This window comes from Paenibacillus sp. W2I17 (genome assembly GCF_030815985.1).
Taxonomy (GTDB): domain Bacteria; phylum Bacillota; class Bacilli; order Paenibacillales; family Paenibacillaceae; genus Paenibacillus.
Genome location: NZ_JAUSXM010000001.1, coordinates 1,259,100 through 1,282,365, shown reverse-complemented (window position 1 = coordinate 1,282,365; position 23,266 = coordinate 1,259,100). Strand labels below are relative to the sequence as shown.

At 44.2% G+C, this 23,266-nt stretch carries 18 protein-coding genes; 14 read left to right on the top strand and 4 right to left on the bottom strand.

The window, feature by feature from the left end; translation table 11 throughout:
• The first annotated feature begins 124 nt into the window (after window positions 1-124).
• The 9 genes from QF041_RS05590 (at window position 125) to QF041_RS05550 (ending at window position 14,149) form a co-directional block, all read left to right on the top strand.
• Window positions 125-2,443: a glycoside hydrolase family 95 protein gene (locus tag QF041_RS05590; protein ID WP_307412754.1), complete on the top strand. Its 2,319-nt coding sequence runs from the start codon at window positions 125-127 to the stop codon at window positions 2,441-2,443.
• Window positions 2,444-2,694: 251 nt separating this feature from the next.
• The gene (locus QF041_RS05585; protein WP_307412751.1) at window positions 2,695-2,907 is read left to right on the top strand and encodes a hypothetical protein; all 213 of its coding nucleotides are present in this window, start codon (window positions 2,695-2,697) and stop codon (window positions 2,905-2,907) included.
• A 64-nt stretch (window positions 2,908-2,971) separates the two neighbouring features.
• Entirely contained in the window at window positions 2,972-4,558 is a 1,587-nt protein-coding gene (locus QF041_RS05580) for a response regulator transcription factor (RefSeq protein WP_307412749.1), read from the top strand.
• The gene (locus QF041_RS05575; RefSeq protein WP_307412747.1) at window positions 4,540-6,279 is read left to right on the top strand and encodes a sensor histidine kinase; all 1,740 of its coding nucleotides are present in this window, start codon (window positions 4,540-4,542) and stop codon (window positions 6,277-6,279) included. Before QF041_RS05580 ends, QF041_RS05575 begins: the two co-directional genes overlap by 19 nt.
• 121 nt (window positions 6,280-6,400) lie before the next feature.
• Complete coding sequence (locus QF041_RS05570) at window positions 6,401-8,062, top strand: ABC transporter substrate-binding protein (RefSeq protein ID WP_307412746.1); 1,662 nt, start codon at window positions 6,401-6,403, stop codon at window positions 8,060-8,062.
• Window positions 8,063-8,104: 42 nt separating this feature from the next.
• Window positions 8,105-9,778, top strand: a complete 1,674-nt coding sequence (locus tag QF041_RS05565; protein ID WP_307412745.1) for an ABC transporter substrate-binding protein — start codon at window positions 8,105-8,107, stop codon at window positions 9,776-9,778.
• A 136-nt stretch (window positions 9,779-9,914) separates the two neighbouring features.
• A complete protein-coding gene (locus QF041_RS05560) occupies window positions 9,915-10,856 on the top strand; it encodes an ABC transporter permease (protein ID WP_051153902.1) in 942 nt (313 codons plus the stop codon).
• A gap of 15 nt (window positions 10,857-10,871) precedes the next feature.
• The gene (locus QF041_RS05555; protein ID WP_307412743.1) at window positions 10,872-11,792 is read left to right on the top strand and encodes a carbohydrate ABC transporter permease; all 921 of its coding nucleotides are present in this window, start codon (window positions 10,872-10,874) and stop codon (window positions 11,790-11,792) included.
• A 95-nt stretch (window positions 11,793-11,887) separates the two neighbouring features.
• Window positions 11,888-14,149 carry a glycoside hydrolase family 3 N-terminal domain-containing protein gene (locus QF041_RS05550; RefSeq protein WP_307412741.1) on the top strand — a complete coding sequence of 754 codons (2,262 nt, stop codon included), beginning with the start codon at window positions 11,888-11,890 and terminating at the stop codon, window positions 14,147-14,149.
• A gap of 91 nt (window positions 14,150-14,240) precedes the next feature.
• Here the strand turns inward: QF041_RS05550 and QF041_RS05545 are convergent, their stop codons facing one another.
• Window positions 14,241-14,885, bottom strand: coding sequence for a TetR/AcrR family transcriptional regulator (locus QF041_RS05545; RefSeq protein WP_307412740.1), 645 nt, complete (start codon window positions 14,883-14,885; stop codon window positions 14,241-14,243).
• On the bottom strand, window positions 14,878-16,080 hold the full coding sequence (locus QF041_RS05540) for an MFS transporter (RefSeq protein WP_307412738.1): 1,203 nt from the start codon (window positions 16,078-16,080) through the stop codon (window positions 14,878-14,880). Before QF041_RS05540 ends, QF041_RS05545 begins: the two co-directional genes overlap by 8 nt.
• A gap of 150 nt (window positions 16,081-16,230) precedes the next feature.
• Here QF041_RS05540 and QF041_RS05535 point away from each other — a divergent pair, with 150 nt between their 5' ends.
• From QF041_RS05535 to QF041_RS05520, 4 genes are all read left to right on the top strand, one after another.
• A complete protein-coding gene (locus QF041_RS05535; protein ID WP_307412736.1) occupies window positions 16,231-16,650 on the top strand; it encodes a DUF3237 domain-containing protein in 420 nt (139 codons plus the stop codon).
• A gap of 240 nt (window positions 16,651-16,890) precedes the next feature.
• Window positions 16,891-18,471 (top strand): histidine-type phosphatase, encoded by a 1,581-nt coding sequence (locus QF041_RS05530; protein WP_307412734.1) that lies wholly within the window; start codon window positions 16,891-16,893, stop codon window positions 18,469-18,471.
• Window positions 18,472-18,622: 151 nt separating this feature from the next.
• Window positions 18,623-19,114: an RNA polymerase sigma factor gene (locus QF041_RS05525; RefSeq protein ID WP_307412732.1), complete on the top strand. Its 492-nt coding sequence runs from the start codon at window positions 18,623-18,625 to the stop codon at window positions 19,112-19,114.
• Window positions 19,114-20,085, top strand: a complete 972-nt coding sequence (locus QF041_RS05520; protein WP_307412730.1) for a hypothetical protein — start codon at window positions 19,114-19,116, stop codon at window positions 20,083-20,085. Before QF041_RS05525 ends, QF041_RS05520 begins: the two co-directional genes overlap by 1 nt.
• Window positions 20,086-20,173: 88 nt before the next feature.
• Here QF041_RS05520 and QF041_RS05515 read toward each other — a convergent pair whose 3' ends face one another.
• Window positions 20,174-20,740, bottom strand: a complete 567-nt coding sequence (locus QF041_RS05515; protein ID WP_307412728.1) for a GNAT family N-acetyltransferase — start codon at window positions 20,738-20,740, stop codon at window positions 20,174-20,176.
• 24 nt (window positions 20,741-20,764) lie between these two features.
• Window positions 20,765-21,646 (bottom strand): LysR family transcriptional regulator, encoded by an 882-nt coding sequence (locus tag QF041_RS05510; RefSeq protein WP_307416905.1) that lies wholly within the window; start codon window positions 21,644-21,646, stop codon window positions 20,765-20,767.
• Window positions 21,647-21,758: 112 nt separating this feature from the next.
• Here QF041_RS05510 and QF041_RS05505 point away from each other — a divergent pair, with 112 nt between their 5' ends.
• Window positions 21,759-23,153, top strand: coding sequence for an MFS transporter (locus QF041_RS05505; RefSeq protein WP_307412725.1), 1,395 nt, complete (start codon window positions 21,759-21,761; stop codon window positions 23,151-23,153).
• Window positions 23,154-23,266: the final 113 nt, after the last annotated feature.

Here is a 23,266-nt window from a genome sequence, read left to right as displayed (position 1 = left end):
TGATAATTCAAGTTAATTTTGTTCATTTAGATGCTTAAGAGATTACAGTACACTGAAAGAACATACAAACGGAACACACTAAACATGAAAATGTGAGGAATTATAATTCGTTGGAGGTTTTAACGTGAAGACCAAAAATATCTGGTTTAATCAACCTGCTGGAACATGGGAAGAGGCATTGCCTATCGGAAATGGAACTCTTGGAGGCATGATTTTTGGAAAAACACAGATCGAGAGAATTCAGCTTAATGAAGATAGTCTGTGGTATGGTGGTCCGATGCAGCGGAATAATCCTCAAGCACTTGAATCTTTATCTCAGATCAGAAGCCTGATTTTTGACGGTAAGATTAGGGAAGCAGAAGAATTCGCAGCAGATACTCTGGTAGGTGTTCCTGACGGGCAAAGGCATTATGAGCCATTAGGGGACTTCTATATCGCTATGGATCACAGTGAACATGAACCAAATGGATATCAAAGACATCTCGATCTGAAACAAGGCAAGGTAAACGTGAATTATACCGCAGATCAATCCATTTACAGCCGAGAATATTTTGCTAGCTACCCGGATCAAGTGCTCGTTGTTCATCTCAAATCTAGTGTGCCTGGAAAGTTATCTTTCTCCACTGTTTTTGGCAGGGGAACCGTTCTGGAATCAACAGCCTATTCCGATATTCTTAAGCATCCTGTTGGTTTCCAATCCTATCTGGACCGGATCGAGAGGCGTGGAACGAATGACTTGATCATCCGGGGAAGAAGTGGGGGAGAAGAAGGAATCCGATTTTCTTGTGCGATTCGCCTTATATCTGAAGGGGGGCAGGTTCATTATTCAAGCGGTCAGCTTTCTTTGAAGAATGGTAATTCAGCGACTATTCTAATCACGGCTTGCACGGATTTCCGAGTACCCAAGGAACAACTCGAAGTGGAGTGCCTCCGCAGAATTGATGCTGCTTCCGCAAAACCATATAGCGAACTGCTCGCTGATCATGTCTCGGACTATCAATCCTTATTCAAAAAGATGGATATACATCTCGAAGATGAAAATAAAGATGTTGTATATTCCGAACTTCCAATCGATCAGCGCCTTGAGCGGCTTAGAGCTGGAAAGCATGATCCGGAACTGATGAGTCTATACTTTCAATTTGGTCGTTATCTGCTTATCTCAAGCAGTCGTCCAGGTTCTTTACCTGCAAACCTTCAAGGGATATGGAATAAAGACATGCTTCCTGTATGGGATAGCAAATATACAATTAATATTAATACACAGATGAACTACTGGCCTGCAGAAAGCTGCAATCTGTCTGAATGTCACGTTCCATTGTTTGATTTTATAGATCGACTGCAAGTCCGGGGAAAGGAAACCGCTAGAACCATGTATGGATGCAAGGGGTTCGTTGCTCATCACAATTCGGATATCTGGGCAGACGCTGCTCCGCAGGATGTATGCATGACATCGACGTTTTGGACTATGGGAGGAGCATGGCTTTCATTACATCTATGGGACCACTACGAATATAATAAAGATGTTCAATTTCTTAAAAAAGTTTACGCCACGATGAAAGATGCGGCTATGTTTATTCTGGATTATCTAATAGAGGATCCTTCCGGCAATTGGGTGATATGTCCTTCGTCCTCACCGGAAAATCGCTATATATTAGATAATGGAGAGTCGGGGGCTTTATGTTTTGGTGCTTCAATGGATAATCAGATTATTAGAGAACTCTTCACGCGTTGCATTGAGAGTACTCGTATATTGCAAGAAGATCAGGAATTTGGAGAATTACTCCGTAGTGCTTTAACCAAAATACCGGAGACCTCCATTGGAAAACATGGCCAGATCCAAGAGTGGAGTAACGATTATGATGAATTGGAACCGGGTCACAGACATATTTCCCATTTATTCGCTTTGCATCCTGGAACGCAAATTACGTTGCAATCAACGCCTGACCTGGCCAAGGCAGCTCGTGTAACACTCGACAGAAGACTGGAACACGGTGGTGGACACACTGGATGGAGCCGGGCGTGGATTCTCAACATGTGGGCACGATTGGAGGAGTCGGAACTTGCACACGATAACATCGTGGAACTTCTTCGTTCCTCCACGTTACCCAATCTGTTCTGTGACCATCCTCCATTTCAAATTGATGGGAACTTTGGAGGTACTGCAGGGATAGCAGAGATGCTTCTCCAGAGTCATAACGAAGTAATCAGATTGTTACCTGCTTTGCCATCAGCTTGGTCAAAAGGATATATTCGTGGTATTCGGGCTCGTGGCGGATTTGAAATAGATCTGGAATGGGAAAATGGTCGTCTGTTAAATACCAGAATTCGCTCTATTGCAGAATCAAGAGTAACCGTATCCTATCTGGACCAAAAGATAGAATTAACCTTCCCTGGCCCCAATGCTATGATTGAATTAAAAGGGGATAAATGGAATAACAAATAAGAACTTACCGATTACCTGAGCGAATGCCGGCTGAATAAATTGCCGTGCGAATTCGCTCTTTTTATTTGCTGAGATAAGATATAGGCAAGAGTTGGCGTGTTTTTGCTCAATGCAAATAAAATTTATTAAACAGGTATTCTGAAGTCTCATTCATATCAGATATATGACCTCCTTGTCGTTTCGCGCAATAAATATAGCCGTTTGTGCAATGAAATTGCAGACGTGAACCTATAAAATGTAACCATCCTAGCATGATGGATACCATCGGGTGGGGGTGTCAGACCTATAATCGTTATGATCAAGAATTCGGCTATGGCAAAAAAGGATGGATGTCTGAACGCTTCTGTCATTCGGAAGGACTGGTCACTGAAAAATATGCGGATGGTACGCCAGCCAGCACCTGGTTTTGCCTGATGCCATGGGCCAGTGGATCAATCATCGAACTACAACAGTCACCATATTAGATACCGCCGATAGGGAGACATGCTACCGGCGGTTTATTTTCGTTGGAGGAAAGGGGACACACGGATGTTAAAAGTATTACTGGTAGATGACGAGATGTATGTACGAAAGGGGCTGTATGAACTCATAAATTGGATGTATCTTAATATGGAGATTATCGGAGAGGCAGAGAACGGTGCAGAGGCATTAAATCTGATTGAAAGCCTGCAACCAGACGTGATTATAACAGATATCCGCATGCCAATCCTGGATGGACTGGAACTGATACGTGCCGTAGAGAAAATGCCACATCTGGAACCTGTGTTCATTATCATCAGTGGTTATCATGACTTCAAATATGCACAGCAGGCAATCAGGTACGGTGTTCATGACTATATCCTGAAGCCTATTGATGATGAAGAACTGACGGTGACGTTGCAGAAGTCGGCTAATCTGATTTGCAATAAAAGAAAACATATTCTTTTGGCTGAGGGGCAGGCGAGTAACATCATGCTGGAGGATGTGATCAAAGGCCATGTACAGAAGGAAGATGAACATCGATATGCCGAGATGCTTGGGATCAATCGTAGTTCAAGTCTGCTCATGACTTTGATTGAACTTCAGACCGGATTAGATGAAATTAAAATTACCATTGAAGAGCTACGTGAAGCAGTACATTCTCTGGAGAGTAATTTATGCAAAATGTTCATCAGTGAGCAACAACGCGGCATGTTTGCTTTATTACTGTTGTGGCCTGATCATCATCAAGGGGGCTCGGCGTTACAGGATAAACTGCATAATATTCATATAACACTGAGCAAAAGGTTTAACTTGGATATCGGTCTTTACGCAGGAACACTCGTCAAAGAAATTGGTGATGTCCCACAATCCCTTATGGCGGCTGAAGAAGCAGCCAAGCATAAGTATGCTGAAACTGGAGGTATCGTACGTTATACGGAGATCAAGGACAAACCGCTGTTTGTTTTCAATGTATATCAAGACGAGGTGGATCAATTAATTTTGAGCCTGGAAGAGGGGAATAGGTCAGCTTATCACGAGATTGTAGAAGAGAAATTCAAATTGTTTCATATGAATCGATTTTCTCCTCAGGCTGTATCGGGTTCTCTTTTGCGTTATATAACGGGTATTCTTGCTGTAGTCCACGAAATGGGTGGTAATGATGAAGGGTTGCAGCAGCTAAAGGAGCTGGCACAACAAAATCATGAAGGTTGGAATTTACGACTATTGAAGAATGCATTTCTCATCGCGTTGGAGGAAGCCGAGGATTATGTCTCTCATTTACGAATGGAGCGATCCAAAGGAGATATCAGCAAGATCAAACGATATATTGATGCAAATTATACTGAGAACATCAATCTCAAAAGCATTGCTGCGCTCTTCTATATGAATCCCGTTTATCTTGGGCGATTATTCCGCAAAAGCTACAATCAATATTTCAATGACTATCTGCTGAACCTGCGTATTCATGAGGCGAAGAAGTTATTGCGCCAGACGGATCTGAGAATGTACGAGGTTGCTGCACGTGTAGGATTTCAGAATGCGGATTATTTTGTAACACAGTTTGAGAAACTTGTTAAGTTATCGCCTACAGAATATCGCAATTTTCTTATGGGAAATGAGCAGCGAGGTGCACAATGCCAAGATGGAACCTGAATTACATGAAGCTTCGAGATAAACTACTGCTGATGTATGTCCTGTCCGTATTTATTCCCATCGTTGTTACCAATGTGGTGTTCTACAATGTTACATCCGCCAATATTCGTAGTCAGAAAACTCGTGATGCCGGCATGGCACTGAACAATCTGAAGAACGACCTGCGGGTAACCATTGATCAGGGCGTCGGCCTCTCTTATTCGTTATATACTGACCCTGTATTCAACGACACCATCTCCCGTTCATTTCAAAGTCATTTTGAGTACATTGACGCTTATAATTCCTATCTAAAAGGGCAATTCTCCGGGCAAATGAATCAGGGGATTCGCTGGTATCAAGTGTATACCGATAATTCTACCATTTTATCTTCCGGTTATATTGATCGTTTAACTGACGATGTCCGCAACTCGGACTGGTACGTTCAATTTCAGGCATACTCCGCCCCTTATCCGGCATTGATCTCATCGGATCAGATGTTAAGTCTGGTTCAGAGGCTCGACAATCTGGACACTGGGGGGAGAGAGCAGTTACTTAAAATTGACCTGAATATGGATATGATCAAGCAGTATTTCCACAACAGTGGATTTGATGGAAAAGTGTATCTTCTTGATCCGGGGGGACACATCCAATTTTCAAATGATCCTACAGCAGAAGAAGCTCAGATAGGGAAACGTTACAGCGAGATCCAGTTTCCGACCAAAATGATTCCCTTTGAACTTACGTATACAGGCATTAACTATCTGGAAGGGTGGTCCCTACATGGAGTGATGGATGAAGAAATTGTGTTGAAGGAGGTGCGGAAGTCCCGTTCCTTCGTCGTATGGCTGGCTTGCATTAATTTTGTCCTGCCTTCTATTATCATCGCGGCGATGTCCAGATCCATCCATGTCAGGCTGGTGCGTATTCTAAAACATATGAAAAAAGTAAAAACACAAAATTTCCAGACGATTCCGCCTGAAGATGCAAGAGATGAAATAGGTCAACTCACGATGGAATTTAATCGAATGACCGAGACGATCCATAACCTGATTCATGAGGTATATCTCGCCGACATCCAAAAGAAAGACCTGGAGTTGAAGCAGCAGGAAGCACAACTTCATGCGCTCCATAGTCAGATCAACCCACATTTTTTGTTTAATACGCTGGAGTCGGTACGTATGCGGAGCCTCATCAAAGGCGAGAAAGAGACTGCCAAAATCGTGCATAACATGGCCAAGATGTTTCGCAAGTCGATTAGTTGGAATCAGAATGATGTGACAGTAAAAGAAGAATTGGAACTCATCGAAAGTTTTTTACAAATTCAAAAATACCGCTTTGGAGAAAAACTCCAATATACCATTGAGGCAGATCCTGCGGTACTGATGTATCGAATCCCCAAGATGGTTATCCTTCCCTTTGTTGAGAATGCAAGTATTCATGGTATTGAGTCCTCTCCGGGTGTAGGTATCATTCAACTCTTCGTTTCAATGGAAAATGACCAGCTCCATATCAGACTAACGGATAACGGTATAGGGATGTCACAAGCAAAATTGGAAGAGTTGCTAAGTTACCTGGATCAAAACACCGATATGGGAGAGCATGTTGGCATGAAAAATGCGTATAGTCGCTTAAAACTTTGTTATAAAAATCACTTTTCATTCGACATCCAGACATGGGAAGGAGAAGGAACGCGTATCCAAATTAAGCTTCCACTTGATCCATCAGCCATGCCAGGCGACTAAATATGAGGGATATACTTTTCAAAGTAGGAGGTACACTTTCATGGGTAACTTTGAAAGCGCTATCTTGATATATTGAGAAGGCTTAAAGACACAAACCATACTTTAAGGGGGCATTTGCTACATGTTTAGAAAAAGAAACATTATAACAGGTCTGGCCATTTTACTGGCTGTAACCCTGGCAGGTTGTAATAAAGCCAACCCGGAAGCCTCTTATCCTGACAGTAATGACAATACCCCGGTCACCTTTAAATATTTCACGTTTGGCGGTGGCAAGAAGGACATTCTGGCAAGCAGCACGACCATTGGCAAGAAGCTACAGGAACAAACAGGCGTTGACTGGAAGATGGAATATCTGGTCGGTGACGGTGCAACCAAGGCAGGTGTAATGATTGCGAGTGGGGATTACCCCGACATCATCGACTCCAGTGGTGAAATGGCCAAATTGATGGATGCAGGATCTTTTATCCCGCTGGATGAACTGATCGATCAATACGGGCCTAACATTAAGCGGGTATACGGGCCTTATATGGACAAATTCAGACAGGAGGATGGAAAGATCTATTTCTTGCCATACACTGCCAACATCGGTTATGTGTCAGAGCCTAACTTCCAGACCGGCTTTTATATTCAGCGTGCTGTGTTAAAAGAGTTCAACTACCCCAAGATCAAAACGTTGGACGAATATTTTGACTTGATTGAGCAATACAAGCAAAAGCATCCGCAGATCGATGGAAAAGAAACCATCGGCTTCGCCACACTTGCGGGTGAATCGGGCAGCTTCTTCACCCTGCTAAATCCGGCTATGCATCTGGCAGGTTATCCAAACGATGGCAGTGTGATGGTGGATATGCAGAGCCATGAAGCCAAACTGGTAGCCGGATCTGATTATCAGAAACAATGGATTCAGAAGTTAAGCGAGGTTAACGCACAGGGGATGTTTGATCCAGAATCCTTCACAATGAACCAGGATCAGTATCTCGCCAAGTTAACCTCCGGTCGGGTGCTGGGATATTTCAGTTACTCCTGGCAGGTTGGAGACGCAACGAACAATCTCAAGAAGGCTGGTATTGACGATAAACGATACGTATCTCTACCAATCGTATTTGATGACAGTGTCAAAGACCAGTATGTGGACCCGCCAGGTTTTGTGAACAACTATGGTATCGGAATTACCGTAAATGCCAAAGATCCCGTGCGAATTATTAAATATTTTGATAATTTGCTCAAGGAAGAAAACCAGATTCTGGTTCAATGGGGGATTGAGAACGAGACGTATAGTGTGAATGATGAGGGCCGCTTTTACTTTGAAAATGATGACCAACGCAAGGCACATGAAGATCCGGAATTAAGTCGTAAGTTCGGCTTTGACTATTTTAATTACAGCTGGCCTCGTTACAGCAATAACTCCGTGCTGGAGGATGGCAACGCCTATGGGCCGGGCAATCAACCAGAAGTGGCCACTTTTAGTTACACGGACGGTGACAAGCTGTTGTTAGAGAAATATGGTGTGGAGACATTCACAGAACTATTCAGCACACCGGATGAGCGTCCTTGGTCTCCTGCTTGGTCCATTGCACTGGAGCAGGGCTCTCCTGAACAGATTTTCATCACCAAGGCAGAAGATCTCCAGAAGAAATATTTACCCAAAATGATTATGGATTCGCCTTCCACTTTCGAGAACACATGGAATGAATATATGAGTCAATTGAATCAACTCGACAAGAAAACATACGAAGCTACGATAACGCAGGCAGTTAAGGATCGTGTAGCTGGCAAATGGTGAGTGTAATCCATAAGAGAACACACGGAACGGGGGAATATTCACATGTTAAAACCAAAATTTAGAACAGCGGGTTTAGCTGTATTACTAACAGTTTTGCTGGCTGGGTGTCAGAACAGTTCGTCATCATCACCTTCAGCCACAGGTGATGATGAGAACAGTCCAGTCACGTTCTCATATTACATGTTCTCTCCAGGCAAGAAGGATGCTCTGGCAAGCGAAACAACAATCGGTAAAGCGTTGCAAGAGCAGACGGGTGTGGACTGGAAGATGGAATATCTGGTAGGTGATAGTGCTACAAAAGCCGGTGTCATGATTGCCAGTGGAGACTATCCTGATGTCATTAGCTCCAGTGGTGAGATGTCCAAGTTACTGGATGCCGGGGCCTATATTCCGCTGGATGATCTGATTGAGGAATACGGCCCTAATATCAAAAGGGTGTATGGACCATACTTCGATAAAATGAAAAATGCCGAAGACGGAAAAATCTATGCGCTGCCTTATACGGCTAATCAGGGTGAGTATTCAGGTAGTCCAAATGTTGGCGGAGGAGCTTTCTGGATTCAACGATCTGTGCTCAAAGAGTTTGATTATCCCAAGATCACTACACTGGATGAATATTTTGATCTGATTCAGGATTATAAGGAAAAACATCCAACTGTCGACGGTGCAGACACAATCGGATTTGTGTCACTTGCGGGTGTGGCTAATAACTTCTTCACACTGCAAAATCCAGCGATGCATCTTGCCGGTTATCCGAACGATGGCAGTGTCATGGTCGACATGACTACCCATGAGGCAAAAGTTGTCGCCGGAACAGATGCTCAGAAAAAATGGATTCAGAAGTTGAATGAAATCAATGCTCAAGGCATGCTTGATCCGGAATCCTTTACGATGAACAAAGACCAGTATTTGGCCAAGCTGACTTCGGGTCGTGTGTTAGGATACTTCAATTATGGCTGGCAGGTTGGAGATGCGTCGAAAAACCTGCTCTCGGCAGGCATTGATGAGAAACGTTATACACCACTTCCGATTGTGTTTGATGAAGGAATTAAGGATCAGTATGTTGATCCTCCGGGCTTTGTCAACAACTATGCAACAGGTATCTCGGTGAATGCCAAAGACCCTGTTCGTATCATTAAATATTTCGATAATTTGCTGAAGGAAGAGAATCAGGTTCTGGTGCAATGGGGAATCAAGGACGAGACGTACAGTGTGGATGATAAGGGCAGATTTTATTTTGCAAATGAGGATCAACGCAAAGCCCATGATGATCTGGAGCTGAGCCGTAAATTCGGGTTCACTTACTTCGGATCAGACTGGCCGCGATATGGCGGTGAATCTACACTTACCGATGGTAATGCTTATAGCCCTGGCAACCAGCCAGAAGTAGCCGCTGCATCTTACACCGAGGGAGACAACAAGTTCCTTGAAGCCTACGGTATCCAAACCTTTAGTGAATTATTTAACAAACCGGAAGAGCGGCCATGGTTCCCCGCATGGTCCATCGCCCTTGAGCAAGGATCACCTGAACAGATCTTCACCACCAAATCGGATGATCTGCAACGTAAATACTTACCGGAAATGATCTTGGGAGCACCATCGAATTTTGATAAGCTGTGGGATGCCTACATGGCTGAATTGAACAAATTGGACAAAGCTGGTTATGAAGCGACCATTACCAAAGTTGTGAAGGATCGTGTAGCAGGAAAATGGTAATACGAACACTTTAAAACAAACTGTTACATGCGCAGGAGAAGACGAAAGAGCATAACTCCGGCTTCTCCTCGCATAAATAACAGCACAGGAAAGGAGCAGGTTCACCGTGGAGAAACCTAATGTCTCCCTTAATTCGATGCCTCCAGCCTCGAGTCCGAAGGGAACCAGAGCACACTCGTTCTTTAAGCGACTTGTGCAGCAACGAACACTTGCCTGGATGTGTATTCCTTTTGTCATCTGGGCTTTTATCTTCAAGTACCTGCCGTTATGGGGATGGACCATGGCTTTTCAGAATTTCAAACCGGCGAGGTCCTTCTCCGATCAGCAGTGGGTAGGCTGGCATCATTTTAGTATCTTGTTTGAGGACAATACCTTCTACCGGGTGCTGAGAAATACACTCGTTATGAGTTCCATTAAACTGGTGTTGGGATTTGTGACAGCAATTACACTGGCCCTCTTGTTGAATGAGCTGAAAAATGTCATATTTAAACGTTTTGTGCAAACCGTCAGTTATCTGCCTCACTTTATCTCGTGGGTTGTTGCTTCCAGCATTGTATTAACAGTCCTCTCACCAGACGGAATTATCAATCTGCTGCTGATGAAGCTTCACCTGATTGACAGTCCGGTATTATGGATGGGGAAAGGTGAATACTTCTGGGGTATTCTAGGGGCAACGGAGGTCTGGAAAGATGTCGGTTGGAACACCATTATCTATCTGGCAGCGATTACGGCAATTGATCCTGCGCAATATGAGGCTGCCGAGATTGATGGAGCTAGTCGCTTCAAACGGATGTTATATATCACCCTGCCTGGCTTGAAACCAGTTATTGTGATCTTGTTGATCATGAACATGGGAAGTATTCTTGAATCCGGATTCGAACCACAATATCTGCTGGGTAACGGGATGAATATGGACTATTCGGAGAATCTGGACATCTTTGTACTGAAATATGGATTAGGGATGGGGAACTTTTCCTTAGGTACAGCAGCCGGCATATTCAAAACTGTGGTCAGCTTCATCTTCCTTTTCTCCGCGAACTATATAGCGAAAAAAATGGGAGAGAGCAGACTATTCTAAAAGGAGGCCTATGCCATGCGTAAAGGAAACACATCCCGCTTTCGGAATAGCAGCACCGGGGATCGAGCGTTTGACACCATTAACATCATCTTCATGGTATGTCTGATGATTGTGACGATCTATCCCTTTGTTAATATGATTGCCGTATCCTTCAATAATGCAAATGATGCCATTCGGGGTGGAATATATCTATGGCCTCGTGTATGGACACTGGACAACTACAAATACATTTTTGGCGAATCCGATATATATCACGCAACTCTGATCTCGGCGCTGCGTACGGTCATTGGAACCGTGGTGTCCGTCTTCTGTACAGCCATGCTCGCGTATACGGTTAGTCGTCAGGAATTTGTGCTTCGCAAGTTTGTTACGATGTTTTTTGTATTCACCATGTATTTCAGCGGGGGGTTGATCCCCGGTTATCTGCTGATTCGAGACCTTGGATTGATTGGTTCCTTCTGGGTATATATCATTCCGGGTGTAATTGGAGTCTTCAATATGATTGTCATCCGTTCATTTATTGAAGGTCTTCCTGAAGGCATTCTGGAGTCAGCCCGTATTGACGGGGCAGGGGAGTTCACGACATTTATCCGCGTTGTCCTGCCGCTAACGATTCCCGCAATGGCAACCGTATCACTCTTTGTAGCTGTGGGACAATGGAATTCCTGGTTCGATGTATTCCTGTACAACTCTTCCAATAAAGAATTAAGCACACTGCAATATGAGTTGATGAAGATTTTGCAAACTTCGACGACCTCAGCGACTTCATCAGCAAGTGATGCTTATCAGTCTGCCGAGAGCAATGCAACGGCGGTCACACCAACCTCGATTCGAGCGACCATGACCATTATTGCAAGTGTTCCTATTCTGATGGTGTATCCGTTCTTACAGAAATACTTTGTACAGGGTATGACGATTGGCGGTGTAAAGGGTTAGTCATGACCTGAATAATTTCATAGAAGTATGAAAACGCAACAAACTGTACCATAGTAGCGTCTATTCATCCATAGAATACAACAGGAGTGAAACAAATGCATGTAAAATGGATGACGATTATTGGTGCCGTTGTTGGCTCTATGCTTATAGGGGTGGGAACGGCAGCTGCGGAAGAAACGTTTGTTGATCTAAAGTATTCCAAGTGGGCAGAGGTTGGCATCACGTATATGGCGAAACGGGGAACAGTAGCCGGATATGGCAATGGGATCTTCAAGCCAGAGGCACTTGTGACAAGGGCACAAGCCGTCACTTTTATGGTGCGCGAGCTTTATCCAGATCAGCTTCAAAGAGCAGTGGAAGGCACAACCTATTCGGATGTTCCAACTACACACCCTTTCCATCGAGAAATCATGATAGCTGCTAAAAATGGACTTGCGAGTGGTTTTCCTAACGGAACCTTCCGTCCGGACACACCGCTTAGCCGCGCAGAGACTGCGGCCTTCCTTACACGGGCATATTCACTAGCGGAAGGTAAGAATTCTGCAAAATGGACAGATACGGACAGGCATTGGGCAGCGGCACCCATTCTTATTATGAGTTCAAACGGCTTGGTTGGCGGTTATTCAGATGCCACCTTCCGTCCGAATCAAGCTGTCACGCGCGCTGAATATGCCGTATTTATGGCGAGAGTAATTCGCTTCGAACGTGAAGTGGCCATTCGGACACAAGATTGGGACAAACTGATATCCTATATGACGGTGAGCGAGCAAGTTGGTCAGATGCTTATGCCTGACATTAGGCAATGGAATGGTAAAGCGACAACGACCGTTAATGAGGGGCTGAAACGAACTATCCATGATCAGGACTTGGGCGGACTTATTCTTTTTGACAAAAATATTGTAGACGTGACGCAGCTTACAACGTTCACACATGATATACAAAGAGAAGCAGGTGACATTCCTCTATTTCTTAGCATCGACCAAGAAGGAGGCGTTATTAAGCGAATACCAGGAGGCACGAACCTTCCCGGGCAGATGGCGCTTGGCGCAACTGGAGATGCAACACTAGCCGAAGCAGCCGGTCAGCTGACAGGGGAGGAGCTGAAGGCACTGGGATTGCAGATCAATTTTGCGCCAGTACTGGACATCAACAGCAATCCAGATAACCCCATCATTGGTATACGGTCGTTTGGCTCGGATGCGGATATGGTGACACGGCTTGGTCTGGCAACGATAAAAGGGCTACAGCAATCAGGGGTGATGGCGGCAGTTAAGCATTTTCCGGGACATGGAGATACAACGGTAGATTCCCATCTTGGTATGCCTGTGCTTGCCCATAACCGAGAACGGCTTGATGCGGTCGAATTAAAACCGTTTCGGGCTGCAATCAAAAATGGTGTAGAGATGATTATGACCGCACATATTGCTTTCCCTGCCATAGACAACGAACAAGTCATTTCTCTCAAAGACGGTGAACATGTGCCGATTCCTGCCACCTTATCGAAAAAGGTACTGACAGGACTTCTGCGCGGAGAGCTGGGATATGAAGGTCTCATTGTGTCGGATGCCTTTACCATGAATGCAATTGCGGAGCATTTTGGGGAGAATCAATCGGTGGAACGCGCCGTTTCCGCAGGTGTTGATATCATCCTTATGCCAAAAGATTCAGCAGCGGCCCATCAAACGCTGGTGAACGCGGTGAACAATGGAACGATCAAGGATGAAACCATACATGCATCTGTGAAACGAATCTTGGAGATGAAAGCGAAATATGGTTTATTTGAACGCAGTCAAACTCTTGCGCAAAAGCTAACTCAGCTTAACGGTATCATCGGATCGAAGGCGCACCGAGCAGTGGAGCAGACAATCGCAGAGCGAGCGGTCACTGTACTCAGCAGTCGCGAAGGTGTGCTTCCTGATCCAATGAAGCAAGGCGACCGGGTTGTTATTGTCGCAGCCGAGCTGGAACAGGCGAAACAGCTTGAGAAACAATTGTTGCAAGCCGCTAATAACCTGTCGTTAAAGACTGAAATATCACTTGTTGGTCAAGGCAAAATGAATGAAACACTTCAGGCGATTGGCAAAGCCAATTATGTGATTCTTGCTTCTTACCAATTTCGTAATGTGGCCAGCCAATTCGGTTGGAGTGAGTATCAAACCTTGATTAATGCGATGAACAAGAGTAATCAGCGATACACGCTGTTCTCACTCGGTAACCCTTACGAAACGATCTATTTGCAAAACGTGCGCTCAGGAATTGCTGTGTATGGAAAGCAGGAGCCAAATACGTCTGCCGGGATCAAAGTATTGCTTGGTCAACTAAAAGCTGGAGGACAGTTGCCCGTGCTAACGGATTAACGCTTAATTAATGAAGAAAAAAACGGATTCCAATATACGGAATCCGTTTTTTATTTCAAACTTTTGTTTTATCGATCCATCTACCATGCCATCACTCGGGTATATCCTCGCTACAAACAAAATGAAGCAGCATCTTCACAAATTGCTCCGTCATCCGCATATCCAATGAATTATCATGAGCAGCACGAATAGTTACCATGCGCTGGAGCATGCCCATCATCGTTGTGAAGATAAACTGAGCCAGACCCAACGGAGGGGACGGATTCTTAATACTTCCGTCAACAACGCCTTGGGATAAAGCGCCCATCAGGAAATGTTTTTCTTTCCCGTTCTGGTTGAACTTATCATACTCTTCTCTTAATTCAGGACTAAAATCATACATCTCATAGTTGATATCAAACAATTGAATAAACCGGATGTAGTCTGGATGATCCTGGGCATAAACAACCCATGCATTCAACATGACCTTGAGTTGTTCTCGTCCATTCAAGTCCTTCGTTGATGCACGGCTAACCTCATCCGTTAAATGTTCGATCAGTTGCATCTGAATGGCTAGAAGAAGCTCATCCATAGACTGAAAATGTTTATAAAAGGTCACTCTACTAAGTTCAGCTTTTGTACATACATCCTTAATCTTCACCTGGAGCAAACCATATTTCAAAAAAAGCTCCTTACCTGCTGCAATCAAATCATCACGATGTTTATTTCCCAATTGTTGATGCCAGTTTTCATTCACTTGTATACAATTGTCCTTTCTTCGAACGAAATGCGTTCAAGGTCAGTCCGAGAGAAGCGAGCAGCATAATTGCACCAAAAATATACGGGAAGTTTATGTTTTTGTCAAACAATAGTCCTGCGATCAGCGGCCCAATCACCGTTCCGAGACTGGAAAATGTAGTATTCAGACCGGATGCATAACCTTGCCGATCTCCTGCATTTTTGGATATTAACGTGCTGACCGAAGGTCGCAAAAACGAATTGAATGCAAAGAATAACGCAGAAGCGAACAACAGAAACACAAGGTTGACCTTAATTAACATTAACAATAAAGCTATGGGGGTGATTATTAAAGATAGACGGATCAACTTAACTTCACCGATTCTCTGTACAAACCAATCCAAAAGCCAGATCTGCACAATAATACCGATAATCGCGCCCAAAGTAATAATAATGGAGATTGTTGCAGCGTCGAATCCGTATTTTTGCTCTGCAAAAAGAGCGAATACTGTCTCATAACTCATGAGACCAAAGGTCATGACAAGCAACACAATCAAGTATTTGAAATAGGGGACTTTAAAAGAACTCCAGATTTTCTTGCCCAAGTGATCTCCTTTTTGAAGACGGATGGAGACCGTTCTTTTCTCGGGGGGAAGTGTCTCAGGCAATAGCAGCGTCATTAGGGCCGCAATCAGTCCCAGACCCGCTGCGAAGAAATAGGGCATGCGAATGCCCATCTCGGCGATGAGACCGCCCAGACCAGGTCCGAGAACCATCCCCAAGTTCATAGCTGCGCCGAAATAGCCCATGCCTTTCGCACGTGTCTCTGGCGTTGTAATATCGGCGACATATGCGAGGTTGGCAGGAACCATTAAACCAAGACTGATTCCACCGATAAACCGTGCGACATAGAGGAACGGTAATGACGTCGACAGCGCAAATATGATATCTGAAATGACAGACAGAAACATACCTGCGATGATCAACTTTTTGCGTCCAAATCGATCAGACAGTTGTCCCCCAAGAGGTGAAAAGAAGAATTGAGCGGCACCGAAGGCTGCAACTAAAAATCCTGCTACTGTGCCTCCCGCATGAAAAAGCTTCAAATACTCCGGCAATATGGGAATGAGCATCCCTTGCCCCAATAAAGCAATAAACAGATTTAACATCAGAATGAACAGTGGAAAGCGAACTGATTTTGGTAATGTACTCATGTACGTCATTAACCCCTTCGTTTACAACTTGTTAACCTTTACATTGTGTAAACCATTTTAAATGATTTGAAGGAAATATGTAAATCTTTTTTTTAGTGAAGCAGTCTAGTGAGTAGAGTTATAATTGAACCCATATGGAGGTGGGAACACTTGAAATTAGAAGAATTGTTCACAGTACATGTGAACATCGAAGAATCATTTGATTTACAGAATAGCGAAGATGATTCGGTTGTCATGATTACTTTTACAGGCAGCGTAACCGGAAAGTACTTTGAGGGAATTGTGCTGGGTGGAGGAGTGGATACGCAGATCATAGGGAAGAATGGTGACCCGCATACGCTATCGGCAAGATACATGCTCCAAGGGACCGACAACACAGGTCATTCCTGCAAAATTTATATCGAAAATAACGGAAATATTGATAAAACGCTGAAAACTGCTTTATTTCGTACTTCCCCCAAAATGATTACAGACAGCAAAGCCTTATCCTTCTTGAACCGTGAGACACTTGTTGGAGAAGGTCATCCGACGGAGTCAGGGATTGATATAAAAATATATAGGGCGCTATGATAATGCGAGACATGTGATAACTATTTTGTTCATGTGTCTCGGAGCAAGATAGCCTGTTATGCTGATTCAGAGTCGCTAAGGAGCGGCTCTTTTTGTCGTATGAGACTTTACGTCAATATTTATATGTACTCTTTTACAATTAATTAACATAGGATGGATACGGCGCAGACACTTCTCACCTATAGTATGATGAGCGAAAATAAACCAATATCAGGCGGAATAAGGAGAAAACTAATCAATATGATGATCAAAAAAATCGGGATTTCAGTAGCATCACTCGCCCTCTTAACGTCTGTAAGTGTATTTGACGCATATGGTGCAGGTTCAAAGAGCATGATCGAAGTGTCTGAACAATCGGCTAATGTGGTTGTGAACGGTCAAAGGGTGGAAGGCGAATCATTTCTCTACAATGGGGTCACTTATGTACCTGCAAGAGCGATTGGTGAAGCCTTGGGGCAAGAGGTAGACTGGGATAACAACACCCAATCGGTATTTGTTGGAGCTAATATTAACGATCAGCAGGGATACCGCGGTACCAAAACGCCATATCCTTTTAAGGAAACAAGTTACACAAAAGCTCCTATTGGATATGAACCCATATTTATTAACTACATAGGGAGACATGGTTCCAGGCATCTATCCAGTTCCAAGTACGACAAGACGTTATTTGAACTGCTCGACATCGCTGAAAAGGACGGGCAGATCACTAATCTGGGCAAAGAGCTGAAGAAGGAAATTGGCAATCTGATGAAGGTTGAAAAAGATCATTATGGATTGTTATCCACTACGGGTGGAGAAGAACTGAAAGGAATAGGGGCCAGAGTTGGGCAGAATTTCAAAGAACTTTTTACATCTGATAAAAAAGTGATTGCACAAGCAACCTTCAAAGATCGAACGCCGCAGAGCAGAGATCAGTTTATTGACGGGTTAAAGGAAAGCTTGGGTGATAACAAGGTAGACATTCTGGCTTCAGCTTTTGAAGAAGGGAAAGACCCCTATCTACGGCCCTACGACCTAGCGACAAAGTATAATGAGTACGTAGAAGATGGAGACTGGGTTAAGTTATACGAGGATTATGTCACACAGAGCACTGGAACGCGTTATGCAAAAGAGGTCCTTTTGCAATTTTTCTCTGAAGACTTCTATCGACGGCTGAACGCTGGAGAGTTTGAACTGAAGGATGAGAAGGGAAAAGTGAAGCTCAGCAACCCAACCGAGGCTGCTTCTAATTTATACGAACTGTACATCATTTCTTCGAATATTAAAGGAGAAGGTGACTTCGAATTCGGGCGGTATTTCACGGCTAATCAATTGAAATGGTACGAGAGTATTGACAATATCAATGATTTCTATGAAAAAGGTCCATCTTTAACGTCAACGGATCTGCCGCAGAATATCATTGCACCTCTGGTCAAAGAATTGATTGTGTCTACCGACCAGTCCATTCAGCAGAAAGACACGGCTGGTATATTTCGTTTTGCTCACGCAGAAACCATCATTCCACTATCTTCATTCCTGGATATCGCCGGAGCTAATGTGAGTATCGACAAACCGCAGGACGTGACCCAAAACTGGAATGGCTCGGTTATCTCACCAATGGGAGCAAATATTCAATGGATTCTGTATTCCAATGGTAAGGATGTTCTCGTGAAAATGCTTAGAAATGAAGAAGAGATCGCCTTCCCGATCGAAACAAAGACCTATCCATACTATAAGTGGGAAGATGTAAAAGCATATTACCAAAACAAACTGCAGAAGGTAGGCGTAAGCTTGGACAGCAGTTTGGAAGACAACATCGAGCTTTTACAGAAGAATTTCTAATTGGTTGGATGAAGAAAGCAACTCCTCTCCATGGAGCTGCTTTTTTTTTTTGCATTTTGAATGAAATGGACCAATAAAAAAATCCTAAAACAAAATGTGACCAAATGCCGTCCGTAAGAGTGTTAGAGGTATAAAGGAGGGCATAACAACCATGCAGCGATCAGTGCCCCAGCTGGGCGATCATGTGATGAAAGTCTATGAGACATACGCGGATACGCTGTTCCGGATTGCCATGGTGCACCTCGGCAGACGAGAAGACGCGGAGGAAGCCACTCAGGATACCTTCATCAAACTAATAGAAAAAGCCCCTACGTTCAACGATGCGGAGCATCAAAAAGCATGGTTGATTCGGGTCATCACCAATCATTGCAAATCCTTATTAGGCAGAGGCTGGCGCAAACGGGAGGTCAAACTGGAGGGAGTCGATCCTCTTACAACAGACAACGCTGAAGATCACGCGCTGATCGAACTTGTACTGTCACTGCCCGTCAAGTATAGATCGGTGGTTCATCTGTATTATTACGAAGATTATCCGATCCGAGAAATCAGCGAGATCCTGGAGATTAGCGAATCAGCAGTGAAAATGAGATTAAAACGAGGAAGACAGCTGTTAAAACTGGAGCTGGAAGGAGAGGAACTGTAATGAACGAAGAACAATTTAAACAAAACTACAAGAAAGCGGTGGATCAAATGAAAACAAACGAGCAATTGAAAAAACGGGTAGAGCAATCCTTAAACACGCAACATCAGGGACCAAAACATCGACGTAAACCACTATACATTGCTGCAAGTGTTGTTATCGCTGCCAGCATTGGATTGGCTGCGCCAAGTGTATGGCAACAATTCAATGGGCCAGCTGCACCAACACCACAGGTGGCAGCGGTGACTCCAGGCGTATCGTTTGACCCGATAGTGATTCCGAAGATGGAGTTGCCGAGTTCACAGGGCAAAGGCGCGATGGCTGATATGATGCAACTGGTTGTATATGGAGGAAACGTATATACGCAGTCCCCAACATTGCTTGAAGGCGCAAATGCACTCAACCTGCGGGGGGATAAACTGGGTACCACCACTGGTGGCATTGATGAGCTGAGCGGCCAGGATAAATATACGGAGCTTGCTTCCAACATTGGCGAAGCTGACATCTATGCTGTTAATGGCTACGATAAGGACTTCCGCATCATGTCCTACACCGAGATCGATGGTCAGGTGTATGCCCAGCTATTCGACAAGAACAACGGGATCACCATTGGTATTGGTGCCGACCTGATCGGCAAGCTTTATCTCGAAGGCAACATCGCCTCGGCGCAATGGGAGACGTTTAATAGCTGGAACAACGGATTGCAGCAGCTTCAGCCGTTAGCAGCGGACGAATCGTTGGAAAGCTTCATCTTATCGCTAAATGCTGCCAAACCAATCGCAACGAGCCCGGAACTGGAAGAGAACCTCTACGGCAAGGAAGATCGCAAGATCATCTATCTCACGCTGGAAGACAAAACGCAGGTCCCACTGGTTCTGTTTGGTGAAGGTCTGGTTCGTTATGGTAATGTTCCGGCATTCCTGGAAGTGGAGAAAGGCGCGTTCCAATCATTCTGGAACAGCTTGGGCGAGTAAGGCGAAGACAGTAATATGGCTGCACCAAGAAGAGCGAACAGGGCAAGCAAGTGCTTTGTTCGCTTTTTTGATTATCGGTGAGATTAGATTAATTAGAATTTTTGTAATACACCAAGTGATCGGTCCATTCATTATTTTCGTGTATAAACCCTTTACGTAGACATTCAAATTCCATACCAACACTCTCTGCCAGTTTCATGGAAGGGGTATTATCCACATTGATATGAGCTTCTATGCGGTGAAATTTCAGATGTTCGAATGCAATATGAAGTGCTTCATTCACTGCTTCTTTCCCATAACCTTTTCGCCAATACTGATTATGGATCGTGTATCCGAAACTTCCCCATTGAAAATGATCTCTCGCCAAGGTTGCAATATCAATCATACCCAGATGTGTACCATCTTGCTTTCTAAATACTCCAAAAACATAAACCGCATCTGTACGCGCTAACTCCTGGTGTCGATCTACCAGATCATGAAACCAATCCAGCGTACATTCACTCATATCCATTTTTCCTTTATCATGACGGTGTTGGGAGGGCAAGCGGTTTTCAAACTCATTCAACCAATTTTCATAGTCGTCTTTCTGTAATGGTCGGATGACTAGCCGTTCTGTCTCTGAAATATGATCAAATTTTTCTGGTTTTAATATCAAAATGACATCTCCTCTGGATTGAATTTATGCTGGTGGCACAGCATTGAAATAGTCCATAACTACGCTGCGAAACTCTAAAGCGGCTTTGGAAATATACCTGTTTTTGTGCGAAAGTAGAGCGATTTCCCGAACGAGTTGGTGTTCCTCTACCTGAAGATATCTAATGCGCTCATGCGGGTTTCTGGCTGTGCTAGGTATAAACGCGAGACCGATCTCCGCCTCCACAAGGGCTGTTAATCTTGCAGGCTCATCCCCTTCATATACATACTTCGGTAGGAAACCAGCGGAATGACATACGGAATCTACCATATCACGAACCCCATACCCTTGCTTCACCCCAACAAACCACTCGTCCTTAAGCTCGGTTAATTGAATGCTGCTTCGGTCTGCATATCGATGACCCATAGGAACAGCGACTACAATCGGGTCGTCATATAATATCTGACATTCGATATCGTCACCTTGAATCGGAGGGGAGGAGAGACAAAAGTCCACCTCGCCCCGATGTAGAAGTCTGGACATGTTTTCTAACGAAACCATTTGCACATGGAACTGAATATCCGGCTTGTTTTTCCGGAATTCCCGCAGTATGCCGGGCAATGTGCTTGCCGTAGTCACTGCCAATTGCAACGTACCCTGATCCGGGTTGGAGAGGTCAGCGATTTCCCGCTTTCCTTGTTCCAATTCAAATAGGGCTTTTTCAGTTCGCTGAAGAAATGTTCTTCCAAAGTCGTTTAGTCGCAGCTTTCTCCCGATTCGATCAAATAAAGGGACTCCCAGGTCGTCCTCTAATCGTTGTATCGTTTTGCTCAGGGAGGATTGCGTGACATGCAGCTTTCCCGCAGCTTCCGTAACATGTTCGCATCGGGCCACTGTCAGGAAATATTTTAGTTGAAGAAGCTCCATTTGCACCATCCCTTCATTCCTTCTAGTTCATCAAATCATAACATATAATGCGTTGGAATAAATGAATGCTTTCAAGTAAGATGACAGCAGAAGAAGAAGGAGTGATGCACCGATGAACGTTCGAAATAAAGGATTGATGTTAGCTGTTGGACTCGGAATCATGTTGAATCCGTTGAATTCCTCCATGATTTCGGTGGCAATCTCCAGGCTACAACAAGTGTATCAACTTAATTTTACAGCCGTTTCGTGGATTATTTTATCATTTTACATTGCCAGTGCTGTCGCTCAACCCGTCATGGGCAAGTGTAGTGATTTGTTTGGCCGCAGGAAGATATTCCTCATGGGTCTTGTTATTGTTTTTGTATCGTCCATGTTAGCTCCGTGGTCTCCCAGTTTTTCGTGGCTTATCGTATTCCGGATCGTTCAATCGATTGGCACAAGCATGATGGTGGCCGTCGGAATGGCGATTGTCAGAATTAACGTGACTGACAAGCAAGCCTCCGCCTTGTCCACCTTGGCTATATTCCTTTCTGGAGCGGCTGCAATTGGACCTTTTATTGGTGGAGTATTGATTCATTGGTGGGACTGGCACAGCATATTCTTCGTTAATATTCCGTTTGTCTTGGCAAGCTTTTGGTTCGCCTGGAAAACAATCCCGAAGGACGAGCAATCTCCGTCTATCTCTGGTCACATGTCCATTCGGCAATGGCTCGCGTTAATTGACGCACCAGGCATCCTGATGTTTACGGTAGCCTTGGTAACTCTGCTCATCGGTTTACTTTCAGTAAATTCCACAGGAGATATTTCAACATGGCATCTGCTGACAGGAGCGATCGGGTTAATCGCACTCGTTATGTTCATTCGACATGAATTAAAAGTAGCCACGCCTTTTATCCCTCTGCGAACGTTTGCCTCATATCCCGAGATGACATGGGTGAATGTGCAATACATGCTGATGAACATCCTGTTTTACGCACTTTTTTTTGGAGTTCCTACGTATTTGAAGCAGGTACGTCATCTCAACGAAGTTCATACAGGAATGAGCATGCTAGCTTTGGGGTTATGTTCAGTCATTATTGCTCCGATCGCAGGGCGCTGGATTGACAGATCAGGATCACGGCCAGCTCTGATCGTATCCGCTTCTTTAATGACATTTGGCTCTATATTGATCCTTGTTATGAATGAAACTTCTCCAATCTTCATAATCATTGTTGCCTTAGCTTTATTTGGCATAAGTAACGGCTTAAACGCGGTCGGCATGCAAGCTGCTCTGTTCAAAAGCACACCCAAAGAAATGATCGGAGTCGCATCGGGTATTTTTAATACATCACGCTACCTGGGGACCATTTTATCGTCGTTATTGATTGGAATTGTTATGGGAGATACATTTAATGTGACAGGATTTCAGATGCTTGGAATCATCCTTACGGTATTAGCTGCATCACTGATCATCATGAGCGTACGTCGTGAGGCAGGTACGGTGAGTCCGGAGCAAGTAAGCAAGTAAAATAGCGAATCTGCCGTGCAATAACACGTTTACACCCAATGAATCAATAGCTCCATTGGGTGTATTTTTTGTTTTTCACCAAGTTGTCAGAAAGAGTTGATCCTTTCTTGAAC

Excerpts from the sequence above, each read along its gene's own strand:
- QF041_RS05585 (WP_307412751.1), top strand. The coding sequence starts at position 2,695 with ATGATGGATACCATCGGGTGGGGGTGTCAGACCTATAATCGTTATGAT.
- QF041_RS05580 (WP_307412749.1), top strand. The coding sequence starts at position 2,972 with ATGTTAAAAGTATTACTGGTAGATGACGAGATGTATGTACGAAAGGGG.
- QF041_RS05575 (WP_307412747.1), top strand. The coding sequence starts at position 4,540 with ATGCCAAGATGGAACCTGAATTACATGAAGCTTCGAGATAAACTACTG.
- QF041_RS05570 (WP_307412746.1), top strand. The coding sequence starts at position 6,401 with ATGTTTAGAAAAAGAAACATTATAACAGGTCTGGCCATTTTACTGGCT.
- QF041_RS05565 (WP_307412745.1), top strand. The coding sequence starts at position 8,105 with ATGTTAAAACCAAAATTTAGAACAGCGGGTTTAGCTGTATTACTAACA.
- QF041_RS05560 (WP_051153902.1), top strand. The coding sequence starts at position 9,915 with ATGCCTCCAGCCTCGAGTCCGAAGGGAACCAGAGCACACTCGTTCTTT.
- QF041_RS05555 (WP_307412743.1), top strand. The coding sequence starts at position 10,872 with ATGCGTAAAGGAAACACATCCCGCTTTCGGAATAGCAGCACCGGGGAT.
- QF041_RS05550 (WP_307412741.1), top strand. The coding sequence starts at position 11,888 with ATGCATGTAAAATGGATGACGATTATTGGTGCCGTTGTTGGCTCTATG.
- QF041_RS05540 (WP_307412738.1), bottom strand. The coding sequence starts at position 16,080 with ATGAGTACATTACCAAAATCAGTTCGCTTTCCACTGTTCATTCTGATG.
- QF041_RS05530 (WP_307412734.1), top strand. The coding sequence starts at position 16,891 with ATGATGATCAAAAAAATCGGGATTTCAGTAGCATCACTCGCCCTCTTA.
- QF041_RS05525 (WP_307412732.1), top strand. The coding sequence starts at position 18,623 with ATGCAGCGATCAGTGCCCCAGCTGGGCGATCATGTGATGAAAGTCTAT.
- QF041_RS05520 (WP_307412730.1), top strand. The coding sequence starts at position 19,114 with ATGAACGAAGAACAATTTAAACAAAACTACAAGAAAGCGGTGGATCAA.
- QF041_RS05510 (WP_307416905.1), bottom strand. The coding sequence starts at position 21,646 with ATGGAGCTTCTTCAACTAAAATATTTCCTGACAGTGGCCCGATGCGAA.
- QF041_RS05505 (WP_307412725.1), top strand. The coding sequence starts at position 21,759 with ATGAACGTTCGAAATAAAGGATTGATGTTAGCTGTTGGACTCGGAATC.